Raw genomic sequence first — 19,683 nt, 5'->3', positions numbered from 1 at the left:
GCAGCTGATCCTCCATCCGCAGCAGCTTGTCCCGCGCCCCTTCCAGCAGCCGCTGGACCGGGATCCCGGTCCAGCGCGCCAAGACGTCTGCGATCTCCACGTCGGTGACCCGGTTGCGCAGCAGACTGGTCTCCTGCATCTCCGCCTGGGTGGCGAGATCCAGCTGTTTCTCCAGCTCAGGAATGCGGCCGTACTGCAGCTCGGACATGCGAGCCAAGTCCCCTGCCCGGCGCGCCACCTCGAGATCCTGACGGGCCTGCTCCAGCGCCGCCTTGATGTGCTGGGTACCGGCAAGGGCGGCCTTCTCGGCCTTCCACACCTCTTCCAGCTCGTTGTATTCCCGCTCTTTTTCGGAGAGTTCCTGGTTCAGCAGATCCAGACGCTTGCGACTGGCGTCGTCGTCTTCCTTCATCAACGCCTGCTGCTCCAGTTTCAACTGGATGATGCGCCGCTCGAGCCGATCCAGGGACTCCGGTTTGGAGTCTATCTGCAGCCGGATGCTGGCAGCCGCCTCGTCGATGAGGTCGATGGCCTTGTCCGGCAGCTGGCGATCCGCGATGTAGCGGTGGGACAGCTGGGCCGCCGCGACTATGGCCGGGTCCGTGATCTGCACGTGGTGGTGCAGCTCGTAGCGTTCTTTAAGGCCGCGCAGGATGGCGATGGTGTCCTCCACCGAGGGCTCCTCCACCAACACCTTCTGGAAGCGGCGCTCCAGGGCGGCATCCTTCTCCACGTACTGTCTGTACTCATCGAGGGTGGTGGCGCCGACGCAGTGCAGCTCACCGCGCGCCAGGGCGGGTTTGAGCATGTTGCCCGCGTCCATGGCCCCCTCGCCCTTGCCGGCGCCGACCATAGTATGCAGCTCGTCCACGAACAGGATGACGCTGCCCTCCTCCTTGGCGAGATCGTTCAGGACCGCCTTGAGGCGCTCCTCGAACTCGCCGCGATACTTGGCACCGGCCACCAGGGCCCCCATGTCCAGGGAGAGCACCCGCTTGTTCTTGAGCCCCTCCGGCACCTCACCGTTGATGATGCGCTGAGCCAGCCCCTCGACGATGGCGGTCTTGCCCACACCGGGGGCACCGATCAGCACAGGGTTGTTTTTGGTACGGCGCTGCAGCACCTGGATGGTGCGGCGGATCTCGTCATCCCGCCCGATGACGGGGTCGAGCTTGCCGAGCTCGGCCCGCTCGGTGAGATCGATTGTGTATTTCTCCAGCGCCTGGCGATTCTCCTCGGCGTTGGCGTCATCCACCTTCTTGCCACCACGCACCTTGTCGATGGCGGCTTCGAGTTTCTCCTTGGTCAGCCCCTGGGCGCGCAGCAGCTCGCCAAGGGTGCCCTTCTCGTCGAGGGCAGCCAGCACGAACAGTTCGGATGAGATGAACTGGTCCTTGCGCTGCTGGGCCAGCTTGTCACAGACGTTGAGCAGGCGGCCGAGGCCATTGGAGAGCTGAACGTCCCCCTCGACACCGCTGACGCGGGGCAGACGGTCTAGCTCTTCACCCAGGCGCGAGCGCAGGGCATTGATGTCGAGCCCGGTCAGGGTCAGCAGCGGGCGAATGGAGCCACCATCCTGGTTGACCAATGCGGTCATCAGGTGGACGGGTTCGATGAATTGATGATCACGACCCAGTGCCAATGACTGGGCGTCGGAAATAGCGACTTGGAATTTGCTGGTCAGGCGATCGAGGCGCATTGCACTCCCCCTCTTCAGACAGACGCCGCCGAGGCGGCAAACAACATAACTTTCTGACAAGGAAGATGAGGTCTTGGAATGGGATTTCAAGGGGTGGCTGTTTATTTTTCCCTCAATAGCGGTGCCAAAAGAGCGCCGCCCCGTATCACAGGGCGGCGCCGGGGAAGGCTCTCATGGGTGTCGGCGAGCGCTTCTCGGTTTATTCCGCCAACCAGATGATGGAGGCCATGCGGCCGGTCTGGCCGTCACGGCGATAGGAGTAGAAACGCTCGGGATCGCTATAGGTGCAGAGCTCACCGCCATAGAGGGCGGTCACGCCGGCGCGGGCCAGTCGCAACCTGGCCAGCTGGTAGATATCCGCCAGCCACTTGCCCTCGTTGCTAGAAGGAGTAAAAGCGGCTGCGGCCTCAATCTGCTCGGCCATAAAGGCATCGCGCACCTCGCCCCCCACCTCAAACGCGGTGGGGCCTATGGCCGGGCCGAGCCAGGCGAGAATATCGTTTGGCGCACAGCCCATGGCCGCTATGCTCTCCTCCAGCACGCCGGCATGGAGGCTGCGCCAGCCGGCGTGGGCGGCGGCCACCCGGGTGCCAGCCCTGTCACAGAACAGCACGGGCAGGCAGTCGGCTGTCATGACGATGCAGGCCAGCCCGGCTTGCAGGGCGCAGGCTGCATCCGCATCCGGCGCCACGCCGTACTCATGGCCGACGGGATGGACGGCGACGCCGTGCACCTGATTGAGCCAGTTGAGCCGACCCGGGATCCCGGCGGCCTGTTGCAGCAGGACCCGATTCGCCTCGACCCTAGCAGGCTCGTCACCCACATGGGCACCCAGGTTCAGACCCTGAAAGACGCCCTCGCTGATGCCACCATCCCGGGTGGTCGACAGCGCCCGCACACGGGCTGGCGCCGGCCAGTCCGGTTCGATCCAGTTCATCTGCGACTCCTTCATTGATTCACCTCATATGAAAGCGGGGCTCCTCATCGGCCGAGAGGGAGCCCCGCTTGGGATCTTATGTGGGCCCGGTTACGGCAAAAACCGACGCAGGCCTGCTGTTATCAGTTCCAGACCAGATCGTCCGGGTTGGCCAGGGTATCTGCCCGCAGCACTTCCATCAGATCCAGCATGTCCTGCGGGGTGGAGGAGTGCCACTCCATGACTTCGCCCGTGATGGGGTGAGCCAGCTTCAGCATGGTGGCGTGCAGGGCCTGACGGTTGAAGTTGCGCAGGGCCAGGGTCAGCTCGGGGGTCGCATTGCGCAGCAGGCGCAGACGGCCACCGTAGGCGGGATCCCCCACCAGCGGGTGCTTGATGTGAGCCATGTGCACACGGATCTGGTGGGTACGACCGGTCTCGAGACGCAGCCGCAGGCGGGTGTGGCCGCGGAACTTCTCGTGCACCCGGAAGTGGGTTACGGACGGACGGCCATTGGGCACCACAGCCATGTGGGTACGCTGGGTCGGGTGACGGCCGATGGGGGCGTCGACGGTGCCACCTGCGGTCATGTGGCCGATGGCGATGGCCTCGTACTCACGGGTGATCTGGCGCGCCTGCAGGGCCTCCACCAGATGGGTCTGGGCCGGTACCGTCTTGGCCACCACCATCAAGCCTGTGGTGTCCTTGTCCAGACGGTGCACTATGCCGGCACGGGGCACCTCGGCGATGCCGGGGTAGCGGTGAAGCAGGGCGTTGAGAATGGTGCCATCCGGCGTGCCGGCGCCCGGATGGACCACCAGGCCGGCGGGCTTGTCGATCACCAGGATGTGTTCGTCTTCATAGACGATGTTGAGCTCGATGTTCTGGGCGTCCCAGCGGGTATCCGCCTCCAACTCGACATTTACATGTACCTGTTGCCCGGCCAGCACTTTCTCGCGCGGGGTATTGGCAACCTGACCGTCCAGGGTCACTCTGTCCTGTAAAATCCACTCCTTGATACGGGTTCTGGAGTAGTCGGGAAACAATTCGGCCAGGGCCTGGTCGAGCCGTTGCCCGAATTGGTGATCCTGAAATTCGCCTGTCAGTTCAATATGCTGGCTCATGTATGGTCTCTTGAGCGGGGGTATCAATTCGAAATAATCCGGGTATTCTAGCTTTTCTTTTAGCCAAGCATAACGGATACTTTGCCAATTTCGTGGAAATGGACCGGATGTTGTTGATGGGAAAGAAGTCTCACCTGCTGATGTCACTCGCCTTGATCGCTACCCTGATCACTGGTTGTTCCAGCACCAAACCCAAGGTTCCCGACGAACCGCCGGAAGTTCTGTACCAGCAGGCCCGTCTCAAACTGGACACAGGTAACTACCTGAACGCCATTGAATTGCTGGAAGCCCTCGACTCTCGCTACCCGTTCGGCGCCTACTCAAACCAGGTCCAGCTCGATCTCATCTACGCCTACTACAAGCAGGACGATACTGCTCAGGCCATCGCCAATATCGACCGCTTCATCCGCCTGAACCCGGCCCACAAGAACATAGATTACGTGTTCTACATGCGCGGCCTGACCAACATGGCGGCGGATTATAACTTCTTCCAGGACTTCCTCGGCATCAATCGGGATGACAAGGATCCGGCCTACGCCCGCCAGGCCTTCCAGGACTTCAAGACACTGCTGCAGAACTACCCGAACAGCCAGTACGCCGCCGATGCCCGTGCCCGCATGGTCGGTCTGAAGACCCGTCTCGCCCGCTACGACCTGAGCGTGGCCGAGTATTACGTCAAGCGTGACGCCCTGATCGCCGCCGCCAACCGCGCCAAGATGATCGTCGAGACCTACCCCGATACCGTCGAGACCGAGAAGGCGCTGGAGATCATGGTGAACTCCTACGAGACCCTGAAGATGCCGACCCTGGCTCGCCACGCCCGCGAAGTGCTGGCCAAGAACTACCCGGACAATCGTCTCGGCCGCGGCTGAGAGCGCACCTTCTGCAATGAAAACCGGAGCCTCAGGCTCCGGTTTTTTTATGGGTGGCTGCCGGCGATCCGCACCCAATCTCCCCCCGGCGAAGAGGAGTACAGGCGCCTCCCCATATAAAGAAGAGAGCATATTGCACACCCTTTTGAGCCCATCGCCGGTGCGGTAAGAATGGAGCGGCACGTCCATGCGCCGCCTCGCGCCTTACCTGGCGACGTTGCCCGCCACGTTGAGTACATCCCAGGTGCGGGAGAAGGGAGGGGCATAGGCGAAGTCCAGCATGCCGAGCTGCTCTGTGGTGACCCCCATGGTGATGGCGACCGCCAGGGCATCGATGCGGTGCACCGCCCCCTTGCGACCCAGGATCTGGCCGCCCAGCAGTCGCTTGCTGCCTGCCTCATACACCAGCTTGACATGGATGTCGGACTGGCCCGGGCAGTAGTTGGTGTGACACTTGTCCTTAATGACCACGGTGTGATAGTCGATGCCCATTTGCTGGGCCTCTTTCTCGGAGAGCCCGGTACGGCCCGCCTCCAGCCCCAGCACCTTGAGGGCCGCCGAGCCTAGGGTGCCCGGGAATGCCTGCTCGGCCCCCGCCAGGTTCTCCCCCACCATGCGCCCCAGCTTGTTGGCTATGGTGGCCAGCGGCACATAGACCTGCCGTTCCTTGACGCTGTGCCAGACGCTGGCGCAATCCCCCGCCGACCAGACGTTCGGCAGCGAGCTGCGGCCCTGACGGTCCACCTCGATGGCGCCGTTGGCCAGCCGCACTATGCCGGTCTCCGCCAGGAACTCGGTGTTGGGTCTGACCCCGGTGCAGACCACGACGATATCGGCCTCGTATTCGCCCCGATCGGTGCGCACGCCGGTCACCCATCCCTCCCCCAGCAGGGCCTCGACCCGCTCGCCGAGATGCAGGCTGACCCCCTGCTCCTTCAGCTCGGTCTCGATATGCTGGGTGATCTCGCCATCGAACGCATCCGGGATGACCCGCTCTGCCAGCTCGATGAGGCGCACCTCCTTGCCCTGATGGACCAGGGCCTCCACCACCTCCAGCCCGATGAAGCCGGAGCCGATCACTACGGCCTTGCGCTTGCCCGCATCCTGCACCGCCGCCTTGAGCGCCAGACCGTCGGCCATGCGGCGAAGGCCAAATACACCCTCCTGCTGCAGGCCGGGGATGGGGGGCATCACCTCACGGGCGCCGGTGGCGATCATCAGTCGATCGTAGCGATCGCTGAAGGTGTCGCCATTGTGCTCGACGACCAGGGTCTGGGCGGCCGCGTCCAGGCTCAGCACCCTGTGGCCGATCTTTACCTCTATCCCCTTGGCGGAGAACTGCTCGACGCTGAGCTCGGCCATGAAGCCGGGCTCCTGGAAGTCGTCACCGACGAAGTAGGGCAGGCCGCAGGCCCCGAAGGAGATCACCTCGGACGCCTCATAGACCACTATCTCGGCGTCCCTGGCCAGACGACGGGCCTTGGCGGCCGCACTCATGCCGGCGGCTTCGCCGCCAATGATCACAATACGCATTGCTTGACTCCTGTAACGACGGGGGAGGCCTCGCCTCCCCCTCACATAGTTCATTGATCCGCTGCCGGGAACCCGGGGATCAGACCCTGGACTCTTCCCCATCCAGGCTTACCTCGGCGTCGCTGTTGAACACCGTCATGTCGGTCTGTCCCATCAAGCGGCTGGTGACGGTACCGGCCGTGATGGAGCCGGAGACGTTGAGGGCGGTGCGCCCCATGTCGATAAGGGGCTCGATGGAGATGAGCAGGCCCGCCAGGGCCACCGGGAAGTCCAGGGCGGAGAGCACGATCAGCGCCGCGAAGGTGGCGCCGCCCCCCACACCGGCCACCCCGAAGGAGCTGACGGTGATGATGGCGATGAGTGTCATGATGAAGCCGGGATCCATGGGATTGACCCCCACGGTCGGGGCTATCATCACCGCCAGCATGGCCGGATAGATGCCGGCACAGCCGTTCTGGCCTATGGTGGCGCCGAAGGAGGCGGCGAAGTTCGCGATGCCTTCCGGCACGCCGAGGGCCCTGGTCTGGGTCTGCACGTTCATCGGGATGGAGCCCGCGCTGGTGCGGGAGGTGAAGGCGAAGGCCAGCACCGGCATGATCTTCTTCAGGAAGCGGGCCGGGTTGATCCCCACCAGGCTCACCAGCAGCAGGTGCACGGCGAACATGATGGCGATGGCGCCGTAGGAGGCCAGCACGAAGTTCAGCAGGTTCAGTATGTCCGCATAGTTGGAGCCGGACACCACCTTGGCCATCAGCGCCAGCACGCCATAGGGGGTGAGGCGCAGCACCAGGGTCACCATCCGCATGACGATGACGTGGGCGACCTGCATGAAGCGCTCGAAGCTCGCGAAGATCTCGGGCTGCTTGCGGGCGATGCCGGTGGCCGACAGGCCGATGAAGATGGAGAAGATCACCACGGCTATGGTCGAGGTCTTGCGGGCCCCCGTCATGTCGAGGAAGGGGTTGGCGGGGATGAACTCCAGCACCATCTTGGCGAAGGACATGCTCTCGACGCTGCCGAGGCTGGTCTGCAGGGCCGCACCACGGGCGGTCTCGGCGGCGCCGGCGGTGAGCCCCTCGGCGGTCAGGCCGAACAGGTTAGACATCAGGATGCCCGCCCCGGCGGCGATCATGGTGGTGAAGATCAGCACCCCTATGGTCAGGCCGCTGATCTTGCCGAGGGCGCTGCCGCCGGAGAGCTTCAGGATGGCGCCTATGATGGAGACCATGATGAGGGGGATGATGATCATCTGCAGCAGTTTCACATAGCCGCTGCCAACGATGTCCAGGTAGTCGCTGGTCTTCACCAGGACGTCGGAGCCGACCCCGTACAACAGCTGCAGGGCGCCGCCGAACAGTATGCCGAGGCCGAGACCGGCGAAGACCCGGCGGGTGAAGCTGACGTGGGTTTGCTGCAGGCGATAGAGAAACAGCAGCAACATGACCAGGATGGCCAGATTACCGATAACGCTAAGTGTCATGATATTCCCCAAAATGACGGGCGGGGCCCGAGGTGAAAGGACGAGCACCTCATGTGCATCCGCCCTGAAACTGGCCGCATCGTGGCGGCACGCCCCCCGGTATGGCCGGGGTGGCGTCAGTCAAAAACAGAGGGTGGCCTGTGCCACCCTCCTCATCAGCTCGCCTTGCCTTGCTGCTTGGCCCGCATGATGTTGATGATCTCGATGTCGGTATCCAGCATCCCCTGCTTGGAGAGGCGGCCCAGGTTGGCGATGGTCTGATCCACGTCGTCGGAGACTATGCCCTCGCTCTGGGGCACCCTCAGGTTGTTGATGGCCATCAGAGAGGACTTGACCGCCGCCGAGGTGGAGGTGGAGACCTTCATGGAGCAGGCGCTGCCCGCCCCGTCACAGATAATACCGGAAACGTCGCCAATCATGTTGTTGATGCAGTGGCTGATCTGCTCGAACTGGCCCCCGAGCAGCCAGGTGATGGCGGCCCCCGAGCCCATGGCGGCTGTGCTGGCGGCGCACAGGGCCGACAGCTTGTTCTGATAGGCCTTGATGTAGATGGCCACCAGGTGGCTCATCACCAGGGCCCGTGCCAGCTGCTCGTCGCTCGCCTTGAGGAAGCGGGCGGCGGCGACCACCGGCATGGTGGCGGCTATGCCCTGGTTGCCGGAGCCCGAGTTGGACATGGCGGGCAGCATGGCGCCGTCCATGCGCGCGTCCGATGCGGCCGAGGAGAGGCGCATGGCCAGCGTCATCAGATCGTCCGACAGCAGCTTGCGCTCCACCTGTTCGGTCAGGATCTTGCCGATGCGCAGGCCATAGCCCTGCAGCCCTTCATCTGCCAGCGCCTGGTTCATGCTGGCCGCCTCGCGGATAAAGTCGATGTCGGCGATGGGGGCCAGCAGCGCGAAGTCGACTATCTCCTTCAGGGTCATGGTGGGCTTGTCGGACTTGGCGGGTTGGATCTGCACCCCGGGAGCGCTGGCCTGCTCCATCAGCACCTCGCCATCCTTCTCCATCAGCACGATGCGGGTGTGATCGGTACAGATCACCACCCGGGCGCTGTGGCCCTCGGCCTCCACCAGCACCTCGGCGTAGAGCACGTCCGGCACGTCCTTCACATCCACCTGGATGATGGGCAGCAGCCCCTTGGCGGCTTCCACCTGGGCCGGGGTCAGGGTCTTCAACACCTCGAGGCCGGCGTCCGGGTTGCCTCCCGTGATGCCGACGGCGGCGGCCACCGGCAGGCCTATCATGCCGGTGCCGGGCACCCCGACCCCCATGCCGTTCTTGAACAGGTTGCCGCTGACCCAGACGCTGATGCGGGCCGGATCCCGCCCCAGCAGCCTGCGGCAGTTGGCCGCCGCCAGGGCGACCGACATGGGTTCGGTGCAGCCAAGGGCCGGCACCACTTCACGCTTGAGCAAGGTTATGAAATCGGTCCATTGTGCTTTCATCTGTGGTTCTCGTATTCACTGTGCCGCGTGACATTGCTGGCCCGGCCGGATGGATCTGGTGGGAGGGTGGCCAGCCGCTGGCCTGCCCCCTCCTGTAACTTTATTTGATTTTAATGACGTCAGAATCAAATAAAATTGAACCCGTTCGCCTTTTGTCGCCATTATGCCTTCCAGCAGCAGGAACGTCACCGGATTGCGAACTGGATCACGATTGAGGCTCCAAACAAGCCCACCCATTGCCCGCCGGCGAACGACAACTTCCCCACCGAACCCCAGGTCAACTAGCCCGGGGCTCAAGCCAGCCGCCGGATCCCGGGCAATAAAAAAGGAGGCCTGAGCCTCCTTTTTACATTCCTTGCAACGCTTACAGCGCCTTGAGGATCGCCTCGACGCTGGCCTTGGCATCGCCAAACAGCATCTGGGTATTTTCCTTGAAGAACAGCGGGTTCTGGACACCAGCGTAGCCGGTATTCATGGAGCGCTTGAAGCCGATGACGTTCTGCGCCTTCCACACTTCCAGCACCGGCATGCCGGCGATGGGGCTGCCCGGATCTTCCATGGCGGCGGGGTTGACGGTGTCGTTCGCACCGATCACCAGCACCACGTCGGTATCGCCGAAGTCCTCGTTGATCTCGTCCATTTCCAGAACGATGTCGTAGGGGACCTTGGCCTCCGCCAGCAGCACGTTCATGTGGCCCGGCAGACGACCGGCAACCGGGTGGATACCGAAGCGCACCTTGACGCCGCGATCACGCAGCTTCTGGGTGATCTCGGCCACCGGATACTGAGCCTGTGCCACCGCCATGCCGTAGCCCGGGGTGATGATGACGGAGCTGGCGCTTTTCAGCATGTCGGCCACGTCTTCGGCGTTGGTCTCGCGGTACTCGCCCAGTTCCTGGTCGGCCGTGGAGGCCACGCCGTCGGAGCCGAAGCCACCGGCGATCACCGAGATGAAGGAGCGGTTCATCGCCTTGCACATGATGTAAGACAGGATGGCACCGGAGGAACCCACCAGGGCACCGGTCACGATCAGCAGGTCATTGGAGAGCATGAAGCCCGCCGCCGCCGCCGCCCAACCGGAGTAGGAGTTCAGCATGGAGACCACCACCGGCATATCCGCGCCGCCGATGGAGGCGACCAGGTGCCAGCCGAACGCGAAGGCGATCAGGGTCATCAGCAGCAGGGCGAAGGTGGAGCCACCGGCGTTGACGAAGTGGATCATCAGCGCCAGGGAGACCACCACGGCCAGCAGATTCAGCTTGTGGCGATGGGGCAGTTGCAGCGGCTTGGAGGAGATCAGGCCACGCAGCTTGCCGAACGCGACTATGGAGCCGGTGAAGGTCACGGCACCGATAAAGACGCCTAAAAATACCTCGACCAAGTGGATGTTCAGCATGGCGCCGGACAGGTGCTCGACCTGGGCGATGCTGGCCGCCTGCTCGAACGCCGCCCTGGCAGCCGCCAGAGTCGCATCCAGGTTGGAACCGACGGAGACCACCACCTCGGCGGGTGCAGACGGGTGCAGATCGATGAAGCTGTTGAAGCCCACCAGCACCGCCGCCATGCCCACGAAACTGTGCAGCACGGCCACCAGCTCGGGCATCTCTGTCATCTCGACCTTGAGCGCCAGACGCACGCCGATGGCGCCGCCGATGACCATGGCCAGGATGATCCAGTGCACGCCACTGGTTTCCGGGTTGAACACGGTGGCGAGCAGGGCGATGGCCATACCCGCGATACCGAACAGGTTGCCATGCTTGGCCGTCTCTTGCTTCGACAGTCCCGCGAGACTGAGGATGAAGAGCACGGCGGCAACGATATAGGATGCTGTTACCAGTCCTTGAGACACGTTAAACCCCCTTAATCCTTACGGAACATCTTCAGCATGCGCTGAGTAACGGTGAAGCCACCGAAGATGTTGATACTGGCAATCAGCACGGCGATAAAGGCCAACACGGTGACCAGGGTCGACCCTTGCCCTATCTGCAGCAGGGCACCGACCACGATAATGCCGGAGATGGCATTGGTGACCGACATCAGCGGCGTGTGCAGGGAGTGGGAGACGTTCCACACCACGTAGTAACCGACCACGCAGGCCAGGATGAAGACGGTGAAGTGGGAGAGGAAGGCGGCAGGGGCCACCGCAGCCACCCAACCGAAGGCCGCGATGCCGAGGGCACCCCAGACGAACTTCTTGTTGGAGGGTTTCTTCTCTTCAGCCTTCTTCGGCGCGGCCTTGGCGGCCGGCTTCTGGGGGGCGGCGGAGACGGAAATCGCGGGGGGCGGGAAGGTCACTTCACCGGCCTGGATCACCGTCATGTTGCGCTGGACCACGTCCTCGAAGTCGATGGCGACCTGGCCGTCCTTCTCCTTGCACATCAGCTTCATCAGGTTGACCAGGTTGGTACCGTAGAGCTGGGAGGATTGGGCGGGCAGACGACCCGGCAGATCGGTGTAGCCGATCACCTTGACGCCATTCGGGGTGACGAACAGCTCGGTCGGCACAGTGTATTCGCAGTTGCCGCCGGTGGCAGCCGCCAGATCCACGATCACCGAACCCGGCTTCATGCTGTCCACCATCTCTTTGGTGATGAGCTTGGGAGCGGGGCGGCCCGGGATCAGGGCGGTGGTGATGATGATGTCCACTTCCTTGGCCTGCTGGGCGAACAGCTCCATCTCGGCCTTGATGAATTCGTCGGACATGACCTTGGCGTAGCCGTCGCTGGAGGCGCCATCTTCGCCGCCGAAGTCCAGCTTGAGGAACTCACCCCCCATGGACTCGATCTGCTCGGCCACTTCCAGACGGGTGTCGAAGGCACGCACGATAGCGCCGAGGGAACCGGCGGTCCCGATGGCGGCCAGGCCAGCAACGCCGGCACCGATCACCAATACCTTGGCAGGGGGAACCTTGCCGGCGGCGGTGATCTGACCGGTGAAGAAGCGACCGAACTGGTGGGCGGCTTCGACCACGGCGCGATAGCCACCGATGTTGGCCATGGAGGAGAGGGCATCCAGGGACTGGGCACGGGAGATCCGCGGCACCATGTCCATCGCCATCACATTGATGTTGCGCGCGGACAGCTTCTCGACCAGCTCGGGGTTCTGTGCGGGCCAGATGAAGCTCACCAGGGTGGCACCATCCTTAATTTGTGCGATCTCGGCGTCGGTCGGCGCATTGACCTTGAAGATGAGGTCGGCTTGCCAGACGCTCGGCACCACGCTGGCACCGGCAGCCTCGAAGGCGGCATCATCGAAGCTGGCCAGCTGGCCGGCACCGGCCTCGACAGCAACCTCGAAGCCGAGCTTTTTCAGCTGCTCGACGGTGGCCGGGGTCGCTGCGACCCGGGTCTCACCGGCGAGACTCTCTCTCGGTATTCCAATCTGCATGACTATTCCCTGATGGTTAATAAACAATCATTGCCCAGTCTCTCATGTCTGAGCCGACAAGGCATGACCAAAGTGCAGGTCACGGGCCCTTTGTTATGAAAATCAGCAGGCTTTACCTCAACCTCCTGTCATGGTCAGGCCCCCGCTTTTCAGGCGCGAAGGTGATTAGTATCAAATTTTGGAGTTTTATTACAACCGCAGCCCGGACGGCGCCGGTACAGATTTCAGCCCACCGAGGGCCATGATTAAAAAAAACAAACTAAATTAGCAACTTATACCAGCAAAAAGCACCAAAAAAAGTGATCCAACCAGTCAAAAAAAATGTTTAACCGGCCCTCTATCTTAGCGTTTTTTGTTCTTACGAAATCTGCCGTTGGCGCATGGGATGAGACGAAGCGGAAAAAAGTAACCGTTTTGTAACGTTAAGGGGCCGCTTCCCCGCCCGCAGGCAGAGGAAGGGCCCCGCTATTCATCTGTGGCCGGCGCCATCGGTGGGCATGTGCCCCTTACCAGGCCGCCTCATAAATATGCTTGCTCTGGGCGAGATCGATGTCGCCGTGCTCCCCGAGGGCGGTCATGCCGTGCTCTTCCAGCTTGGCCAGCAGGGTGTCGATCTGGGCGTCGGCCATGCCGTAGTCCCGCAGCCGGGTCTTGATCCCCATGCGCTCGAAGAAGTCGCGGGTGGCGGCGATGGCGCCGTCGATGCGCTCCTCCTCGCTGCCGCTGCGCAGATCCCAGACCCGCTCGGCGTATTGCAGCAGCTTGGCGCGTTTCTGCTCACGCTTGGCATCGAGCAGGGCCGGCAGTACCACGGCCAGGGTCTGGGCGTGGTCGAGGCCGTGCAGGGCGGTGATCTCGTGGCCCAGCATGTGGGTCGCCCAGTCCTGCGGCACGCCGGCACCGATCAGGCCGTTCAGGGCCAGGGTGGCGCTCCACATGATGTTGGCGCGCACATCGTAGTTTTCCGGCTCCACCAGCGCCTTGGGGCCCTCCTCGGCCAGGGTCAGCAGCAGGCCTTCGGAGAAGCGATCCTGCACCTTGGCGTCGACCGGGTAGGTGAGGTACTGCTCCAGGGTGTGGACGAAGGCATCCACCACGCCATTGGCGACCTGACGGGCCGGCAGGGTGTAGGTGAGCACGGGATCCAGCACGGCGAAGCGCGGCATCACGAAGGGGGAGAAGAAGTGCTGCTTGTCGCCACTGCTCTTGCGGGTGATGACGGCCCCCATGTTCATCTCGGAGCCGGTGGCCGGCAGGGTCAGCACGGCGCCGAGGGGAATGGCGGAGGCCACGTCACCGCCGACTGTCTCTAGGATGTGCCAGGGATCCTTGGCCAGATCGTAGTGGGCGGCGGCGGCGATGAACTTGGTGCCGTCCAGCACGGAACCACCACCGACCGCCAAGAGGAAGTCCACCTTCTCGGCGCGGGCCAGTTCGACGGCGCCCATCAGGGTCTCGTAGGTGGGGTTCGGCTCGATGCCGCCGAATTCGAACAGGGTCATGCCCGTCAGATCCTGTTTGATCTGGGCCAGCAGGCCGCTGCGCACCACGCTGCCACCGCCGTAGGTGATCAGGATGCGAGCGTCGTTAGGGAGCTGCTCGCGCAGATGGGCGACCTGGCCCTTGCCGAACAGGACCTTGGTCGGGGTGTGCAGAGTGAAGTTGTGCATGGGGATTACCTCGGGATGACTGCGCGGCCTGGCCGCAAAATGATGGTTGCATTTTTCTACAGCACCCCCTTACCATCAAGGCAACATTCTGCACATTGCTTGCCTATTTCTACAAAGATTGAAAATCACTGGAGTCACCATGTCTGACCGCTACGCCGAACTCGCCGCCAGGCTGACCCGCCACGTGGCGGCCCCCGGCATCACCCCCTCCCCGGTGGCCCAGGTCAATCTCATCTATACCACCGAGCCCCACGGCCGCCTGCCGGTGCTCTATCAGCCGCGGATGATAGTGATCCTGCAGGGGCACAAGGTGGGCTATCTGGCGGATCAGGTGTTTCGCTACGATCCCAACCACTACCTGCTGATGACCCTGCCCCTGCCGTGCGAGTGCGAGTGCTTCGCCTCCCCCGAGCAGCCCCTCATCGGCTTCTCCCTGGAGATCAATGTCGCCACCCTGCAGGAGCTGCTGCTGGAGCTGGGGGACGGCCTGCCTCCCCCGCCGCCCCAGAAGAGCGGTGTGCTGGCGGTGCCCCTCTCGGAGCAGATGTTCTGCGCCGCCGAGCGGCTCATCGACCTGATGGACAAGCCCCAGCACGCCCGGGTGCTGGGGCCCCAGACGGTGCGCGAGATGCTGTTCTACGCCCTGCACGAGGGGGGCGGCCCGGCGTTGCAGGCGCTCGCCAACCGCCACAACCACATGGGGCAGATTGCCCGGGTACTGCGTCTCATCGAGCAGCGCTACGCCGATACCCTGACCATGGAGGAGCTGGCCCGGGAGGTGAACATGAGCGTGTCGGCCTTCCATCACCACTTCAAGGCAGTCACCGCCACCTCGCCCCTGCAGTACATCAAGTCGTTCCGGTTGCACAAGGCGCGGCTCATGATGCTGCACGACGGCATCAAGGCCGGGGCGGCGGCGGCCCGGGTCGGCTACGAGAGCAACTCCCAGTTCAGCCGGGAGTACAAACGCTACTTCGGCAGCACCCCCACGGATCAGGCCTCCCGCTTCCGGGACGGTCAGCTGCGCATCATGGAAGGATGAGAGCCTGACCTGCAGGGCTGCGAACGCCCTGCGTCAGTTTCTGCAACCCGGTCGACGATGAATTGACCTGCCGCAAGCAAGGGGGAGAGAGGGTCACGGTCCCCTCGCCAACGCGCCCGGGAGCCCTTACCCTCTCCCAGGCCCGCGCATAGTCAGAGCGACGAGCCGCTCTCCCTTCCCTGCACCATCCCACAAGGAGCCGCCTGTGAACATCCTCCAAGCCAGAATCGACGACATCCCTCGCGTCGCCCCCCTGTTCGTGCAGTACCGCGAGTTCTACCGGGTACCCGCCGAGCCCGCCGCGGCCGAAGCTTTCCTGCAGGCGCGCTGCGCCCGCCAGGAGTCGGTGTTGTTCCTCGCCGAGCACGAGGACGGCGAGGTGCTGGGCTTCGCCCATCTCTACCCCCTGTTCTGCTCCCTCGAGCTCAAGCCCATCTGGCTGTTGTACGGCCTGTTCGTGGCACCGAGTGCCCGCAAGCAGGGGGTCGCCCAGGCCCTGCTCGACCGGGCGGACGAACACGGTCACGCCACCGGCGCCGCCTTCCTGATGCTGAGCACGGCCACCGACAACCTGGGGGCCCAGTCCCTCTACGAGGGCCACGGCTATCACAGGGATCTCGAGTTCTCCAGCTACATCAAGCCGCTCTGAGGCCCCCTCTCGACCGGGCCGGATGACGGCTCATCATTCATTCGGTGCATGGGCTTTGTATGTCCATGCTCACCATGAATAAAGGCGGCCCGAGCCGCCTTTATTCATCGTCATGGTACCGCCATCAGAGCCTGAAGCGGCCGATCTCCTGCTCCAGTCGCTCAGTCAGGGCCTTGAGGGCCGCCGCCTGCCTGGCCTCCTCCCGCGCCTGCTCCGCCAGATCCTGGGAGACGTGGCGAATGTTCTCGGTGTTGCGGCTGATCTCGCCGGTGACCGAGGTCTGCTCCTCCGCCGCCGCCGCTATCTGGGTCGCCATGTCGCTGATGGCGCCGATGGCCTCGTTGATCTGGCCTAGGCTGAGGTTCGCTGCTTCGGCGTCCTCCACGCTGGTGCCCGCCAGCTGACGGCTGCTCTCCATGCCGCTGACGGCACGGCGGGTGGTCTGTTGCAGCGCCTCTATCATCTGCTGGATCTCGGCGGTGGAGTCGTGAGTGCGACGCGACAGCACCCGCACCTCGTCCGCCACCACGGCGAAGCCACGCCCCTGCTCCCCGGCCCGTGCCGCCTCGATGGCGGCATTCAGGGCCAGCAGATTGGTCTGCTCGGCGATGCCGCTGATGGTGGCCAGGATGCCGCTGATCTTCTGGGCATGGGTATCCAGCTCGTGGATGGTCTGGCTGGCATCGGCCACCTCATCGGCAAGCCCCGTGATGCTGCGCTGGCTCTGGCCGACCTGGGACTGGCCCGCGACCGCGAGACGCACCGCATCCCCCGAGGTGGTGGCGGCAAACTCGGCGTTGCCGGCGATCTCCTGGGTCGCAGAGGCCATCTCGGTCACCGCGGTCGCCACCATGACGATCTCGTCCTGCTGCTGGCGCACCCGCTCGCTGCGGGACTCGGCGCCCTGGGCCTGGGCCCTGGATTGAGCCGCCAGTTCAGTGGTCACATCCCGCAACCGGCTGACGATGCCGTGCAGCCTGGCCACGAACTGGTTGAAGCTCTGGGCCAGCTGGCCCACCTCGTCCTGGCTGCGGGTGGCGATCTGCACCGTCAGATCCCCCTCCCCGTGGGCGATGTTGGCCAGCGCCTTGGACACCCGGCCGAGATCCGCGAACAGGTAGTTGAAGGTGGCGATGAGCAGGGCGCTGAACAGCAGCAGGAGCACCAGGGTCAACCCCACCAGCTGCCACAGAAGGGTGGCGAAGGGAGCCTCCAGCACATCCTTGTACATCACCATGGCCAGCAGCCAGTCGGTGCCGGGTACCCCCTGCACCGACAGCAGCACGGCGCGGCCGTCTATGGTGGCAGGGTGCAGCTCGCCGCTCTGGCTCCAGCCATCCAGGATGGTTCCCGAGAGATCCGGCGACAGCTCGGCCACCTGCTTGAGGGCCAGCTCCTTCTGGGGGTGGCCGACGATGAGGCCGGAGCGGTCCAGCAGCATGGCATAGCCCTCCCCCTGCACCTTCATGGCCAGCACCTCGTCGATCAACTTGTCGAGCGCCAGATTGGCCCCCACAGCCCCCACCAGCTCGCCCTGATGGCTCACCGGTTCCGAGAGGGTCACCACCAGCTTCTGCATGGTCACACTCACATAGGGAGCGGTGACGATCAGCTGGCCCGCTTTCACCGCATCCTGATACCAGGGGCGTTCGCGCGGGTCATAGTTGCCGGTGTTGAGGGCGGGGTCCTGCCGGGTCATCACTCCCTGGGTGGAACCAAAGTAGGTGAGACCGAAGCCGCCCGAGGTGTAGGCCTGCTTCAGGTGTGGTACCAGCTCGGCCTGCGGGTTTTCGGCGATCAGGTTCACCAGGGCGTGTACCGCGTTCTTGCGATCCGCCATCCAGTCGCCGATGGCCACCCCGTGGGCATGACCGTAGTTGACGGCCTCGCTCTGGATGGCCGCCTGAGAGCGGGACTTGAGGGTATGGAAGGCGACCACGCCGAGCAGCGCCGCCATCAACAGCACTACCCCCAGGCTGGTCGCGAGCAGCTTGCCGCGTAACGAGAGTGTCATGACTACAGATCCTTGTGGTGACTGGAGGCCAACAGAGTCCCCATATTCTTCAAGGCTATCGGCGCTCCGACACCGGGACTTTAGTGGCTCCGTTCAGTTTGTGCCTTTTAAGCCGCAGGACGTGCTGCGGATCACGGAAACGGCGACATCCTTGGCTACCGGCCTCCGCGTCGGTGAGCAGGGTACCAAGGGTCGTCGAGTCGATGGGAACACGGCGGCATCAGAGCCGGGGCTCACCTCCCAGCTCGACCAACAGCAGCTCCAGCAGCGCGGGCGGGCGCTCCCCGTGCCAGGCCAGCGCCGTGGTCACCACCTGCACTTCCCCCGCCAGGGGGCGGATCACCACGTTAGACGGGGCGCTCTTGTGCAGGGTCTCGGGTACCAGGGCCACCCCCTGGCCGCAGCCGACGAAAGCCACCTGGGACGCCACGGTGCGCGCCTCGTGCAGCACCCGGGGGGCGAAGCCCGCCTCGTGGCAGCAGGCCATCAGGGTATCGAAGTAGGCCGGGTTGAGGGCGCGGGGGAAGAGCACGAAGGGATCCTCCGCCAGGGCCGCCAGGGGCACGGACGCCTCCCCCGCAAGGGGATGGGCCAGGGGCAGGGCCACCGCCAGCCTGTCCTGCTTCAGGGGGTGCACTCGTATGCTGCCTTCATCCCGCCCGGCCAGCCGTACCAGGGCCAGATCCAGCTCGCCGCTCTCCAGCGCGGGTATGGCGTCGGCGCTGTCTATCTCCCGCACCGAGACGGTGACGCCGGGGTGACTCAACTTGAGTCGCTCTATCACCCCGGGCAGCTCGTCCAGCATGGCTGAGGTGATGGCCCCTATGGTCAGCAGCCCCACCTGACCGGAGGCCGCCTCCCGCACCGCCAGCTCCAGGTGTTCGAGCTGATCCGCCAGCCGCCGCACCGCGGGCAGGATCGCCTGCCCCGCCGGGGTGAGCTGCACCCCCTTTGGAGTGCGATCGAACAGCTTCACCCGCAGGGCGTGTTCCAGCACCTTGATCTGCTCGGTCAGGGGGGGTTGGGTCATGCCGAGGCGACGGGCGGCGCGGCCGAAGTGGCGCTCCTCGGCCACAGCCAGAAACAGCCAGAGATGGCGAACGAGTCGGAAATTGATCATGTCGATAGCCTGTTCGAATCGGGTCGTTACTTTCTTTGGATTTTACGTATAGGCATAGGCTCACAACAATGGCGCCGACCCTCTCAACGGCATAGGACGCGACGTGCAAGCCTACCTGATGTTTATCGCCATGGCGGGGCTCACCATACTGAGCCCCGGCCCCAGCACCCTCAAGTCCCTCACCAATGCCCTCAACCACGGGCTGGGACCGGCCCTCGTCGGCATGGCCGGCCTCACCTGCGGGGTGCTGGGGGTGGCCACCCTCTCCGCCACCAGCCTGGGGGTGCTCCTTGCCACCTCCCCCACCGCCTTCGAGTGGGTGCGCTACGGCGGCGTGCTCTACCTGGCCTGGCTCGGGGTGAAGCTGTGGCGCAGCCCCCCTCCCAGGATGAGTGAGAACCCGCCATCGGCCCGCCACCGGCTGTTCTGGGAGGGCGTCATGCTGCAATTCACGAATCCCAATGCGCTGATCTTCTTTCTCTCCATACTGCCCCAGTTTATCGACCATCGGCGCGCCTATTTGCCGCAGTTCCTGCTGCTGGTTTCCAGCTTCTGCCTGCTGATGGTACTGGTGCACGGCGGCTACATCCTCTCGGCCCGCAAGGCGCGGCGCTGGCTGCAAGGGGGTGGCGGGCGCTGGATCAACCGCCTCGGCGCCCTCGCCTTCGGGTTGCTCGCCATGGTGCTGCTGCGGGGCTAGAAAGTCCCCGTACTCTCGATGCCCGCCAG

At 64.1% G+C, this 19,683-nt stretch carries 15 protein-coding genes; 4 read left to right on the top strand and 11 right to left on the bottom strand.

Annotation, left to right across the window (positions count from 1 at the left end):
- From ACRCYW_RS18665 to rluD, 3 genes are all read right to left on the bottom strand, one after another.
- On the bottom strand, positions 1–1,699 hold a 1,699-nt coding region (locus ACRCYW_RS18665), incomplete at its 3' end, for a Clp protease N-terminal domain-containing protein (protein WP_438551507.1).
- A 199-nt stretch (positions 1,700–1,898) separates the two neighbouring features.
- Positions 1,899–2,636: a peptidoglycan editing factor PgeF gene (pgeF, locus tag ACRCYW_RS18660; protein ID WP_438551506.1), complete on the bottom strand. Its 738-nt coding sequence runs from the start codon at positions 2,634–2,636 to the stop codon at positions 1,899–1,901.
- A gap of 122 nt (positions 2,637–2,758) precedes the next feature.
- Positions 2,759–3,739, bottom strand: coding sequence for a 23S rRNA pseudouridine(1911/1915/1917) synthase RluD (gene rluD, locus ACRCYW_RS18655; RefSeq protein ID WP_438551505.1), 981 nt, complete (start codon positions 3,737–3,739; stop codon positions 2,759–2,761).
- A 116-nt stretch (positions 3,740–3,855) separates the two neighbouring features.
- Here rluD and ACRCYW_RS18650 point away from each other — a divergent pair, with 116 nt between their 5' ends.
- Positions 3,856–4,611 (top strand): outer membrane protein assembly factor BamD, encoded by a 756-nt coding sequence (locus ACRCYW_RS18650; protein WP_438551504.1) that lies wholly within the window; start codon positions 3,856–3,858, stop codon positions 4,609–4,611.
- A gap of 204 nt (positions 4,612–4,815) precedes the next feature.
- Here the strand turns inward: ACRCYW_RS18650 and ACRCYW_RS18645 are convergent, their stop codons facing one another.
- From ACRCYW_RS18645 to yqhD, 6 genes are all read right to left on the bottom strand, one after another.
- Entirely contained in the window at positions 4,816–6,144 is a 1,329-nt protein-coding gene (locus tag ACRCYW_RS18645) for a CoA-disulfide reductase (protein WP_438551503.1), read from the bottom strand.
- Between the two features lie 79 nt (positions 6,145–6,223).
- Positions 6,224–7,624 carry an L-cystine transporter gene (locus tag ACRCYW_RS18640; RefSeq protein ID WP_438551502.1) on the bottom strand — a complete coding sequence of 467 codons (1,401 nt, stop codon included), beginning with the start codon at positions 7,622–7,624 and terminating at the stop codon, positions 6,224–6,226.
- A 155-nt stretch (positions 7,625–7,779) separates the two neighbouring features.
- Positions 7,780–9,072, bottom strand: a complete 1,293-nt coding sequence (locus tag ACRCYW_RS18635; protein ID WP_438551501.1) for an L-cysteine desulfidase family protein — start codon at positions 9,070–9,072, stop codon at positions 7,780–7,782.
- 364 nt (positions 9,073–9,436) lie between these two features.
- Positions 9,437–10,921, bottom strand: coding sequence for a Re/Si-specific NAD(P)(+) transhydrogenase subunit beta (gene pntB / locus ACRCYW_RS18630; RefSeq protein WP_438551500.1), 1,485 nt, complete (start codon positions 10,919–10,921; stop codon positions 9,437–9,439).
- A gap of 11 nt (positions 10,922–10,932) precedes the next feature.
- Positions 10,933–12,459 (bottom strand): Re/Si-specific NAD(P)(+) transhydrogenase subunit alpha, encoded by a 1,527-nt coding sequence (locus ACRCYW_RS18625; RefSeq protein WP_438551499.1) that lies wholly within the window; start codon positions 12,457–12,459, stop codon positions 10,933–10,935.
- Between the two features lie 506 nt (positions 12,460–12,965).
- Positions 12,966–14,129, bottom strand: a complete 1,164-nt coding sequence (gene yqhD, locus ACRCYW_RS18620; protein ID WP_438551498.1) for an alcohol dehydrogenase — start codon at positions 14,127–14,129, stop codon at positions 12,966–12,968.
- A gap of 139 nt (positions 14,130–14,268) precedes the next feature.
- Between yqhD and ACRCYW_RS18615 the strand changes: the two genes are divergently transcribed.
- Complete coding sequence (locus tag ACRCYW_RS18615; RefSeq protein WP_438551497.1) at positions 14,269–15,171, top strand: AraC family transcriptional regulator; 903 nt, start codon at positions 14,269–14,271, stop codon at positions 15,169–15,171.
- A gap of 205 nt (positions 15,172–15,376) precedes the next feature.
- Entirely contained in the window at positions 15,377–15,820 is a 444-nt protein-coding gene (locus ACRCYW_RS18610; protein WP_438551496.1) for a GNAT family N-acetyltransferase, read from the top strand.
- A 124-nt stretch (positions 15,821–15,944) separates the two neighbouring features.
- Here ACRCYW_RS18610 and ACRCYW_RS18605 read toward each other — a convergent pair whose 3' ends face one another.
- Both ACRCYW_RS18605 and ACRCYW_RS18600 read right to left on the bottom strand, forming a co-directional pair.
- A complete protein-coding gene (locus tag ACRCYW_RS18605) occupies positions 15,945–17,834 on the bottom strand; it encodes a methyl-accepting chemotaxis protein (RefSeq protein WP_438551495.1) in 1,890 nt (629 codons plus the stop codon).
- 220 nt (positions 17,835–18,054) lie between these two features.
- Entirely contained in the window at positions 18,055–18,954 is a 900-nt protein-coding gene (locus ACRCYW_RS18600; RefSeq protein WP_438551494.1) for a LysR substrate-binding domain-containing protein, read from the bottom strand.
- A 103-nt stretch (positions 18,955–19,057) separates the two neighbouring features.
- On the opposite strand from ACRCYW_RS18600, the gene ACRCYW_RS18595 reads away from it, so the two are divergent.
- Positions 19,058–19,654, top strand: a complete 597-nt coding sequence (locus ACRCYW_RS18595) for a LysE family translocator (protein ID WP_438551493.1) — start codon at positions 19,058–19,060, stop codon at positions 19,652–19,654.
- Positions 19,655–19,683: the final 29 nt, after the last annotated feature.

Origin of the sequence: Aeromonas sp., from assembly GCF_051657805.1 — a bacterium.
Classification (GTDB): domain Bacteria; phylum Pseudomonadota; class Gammaproteobacteria; order Enterobacterales; family Aeromonadaceae; genus Aeromonas.
This window is presented reverse-complemented; position numbering and strand designations above follow the sequence as displayed.

Excerpts from the sequence above, each read along its gene's own strand:
- pgeF (WP_438551506.1), bottom strand. The coding sequence starts at position 2,636 with ATGAACTGGATCGAACCGGACTGGCCGGCGCCAGCCCGTGTGCGGGCG.
- rluD (WP_438551505.1), bottom strand. The coding sequence starts at position 3,739 with ATGAGCCAGCATATTGAACTGACAGGCGAATTTCAGGATCACCAATTC.
- ACRCYW_RS18650 (WP_438551504.1), top strand. The coding sequence starts at position 3,856 with ATGGGAAAGAAGTCTCACCTGCTGATGTCACTCGCCTTGATCGCTACC.
- ACRCYW_RS18645 (WP_438551503.1), bottom strand. The coding sequence starts at position 6,144 with ATGCGTATTGTGATCATTGGCGGCGAAGCCGCCGGCATGAGTGCGGCC.
- ACRCYW_RS18640 (WP_438551502.1), bottom strand. The coding sequence starts at position 7,624 with ATGACACTTAGCGTTATCGGTAATCTGGCCATCCTGGTCATGTTGCTG.
- ACRCYW_RS18635 (WP_438551501.1), bottom strand. The coding sequence starts at position 9,072 with ATGAAAGCACAATGGACCGATTTCATAACCTTGCTCAAGCGTGAAGTG.
- ACRCYW_RS18625 (WP_438551499.1), bottom strand. The coding sequence starts at position 12,459 with ATGCAGATTGGAATACCGAGAGAGAGTCTCGCCGGTGAGACCCGGGTC.
- yqhD (WP_438551498.1), bottom strand. The coding sequence starts at position 14,129 with ATGCACAACTTCACTCTGCACACCCCGACCAAGGTCCTGTTCGGCAAG.
- ACRCYW_RS18615 (WP_438551497.1), top strand. The coding sequence starts at position 14,269 with ATGTCTGACCGCTACGCCGAACTCGCCGCCAGGCTGACCCGCCACGTG.
- ACRCYW_RS18605 (WP_438551495.1), bottom strand. The coding sequence starts at position 17,834 with ATGACACTCTCGTTACGCGGCAAGCTGCTCGCGACCAGCCTGGGGGTA.
- ACRCYW_RS18600 (WP_438551494.1), bottom strand. The coding sequence starts at position 18,954 with ATGATCAATTTCCGACTCGTTCGCCATCTCTGGCTGTTTCTGGCTGTG.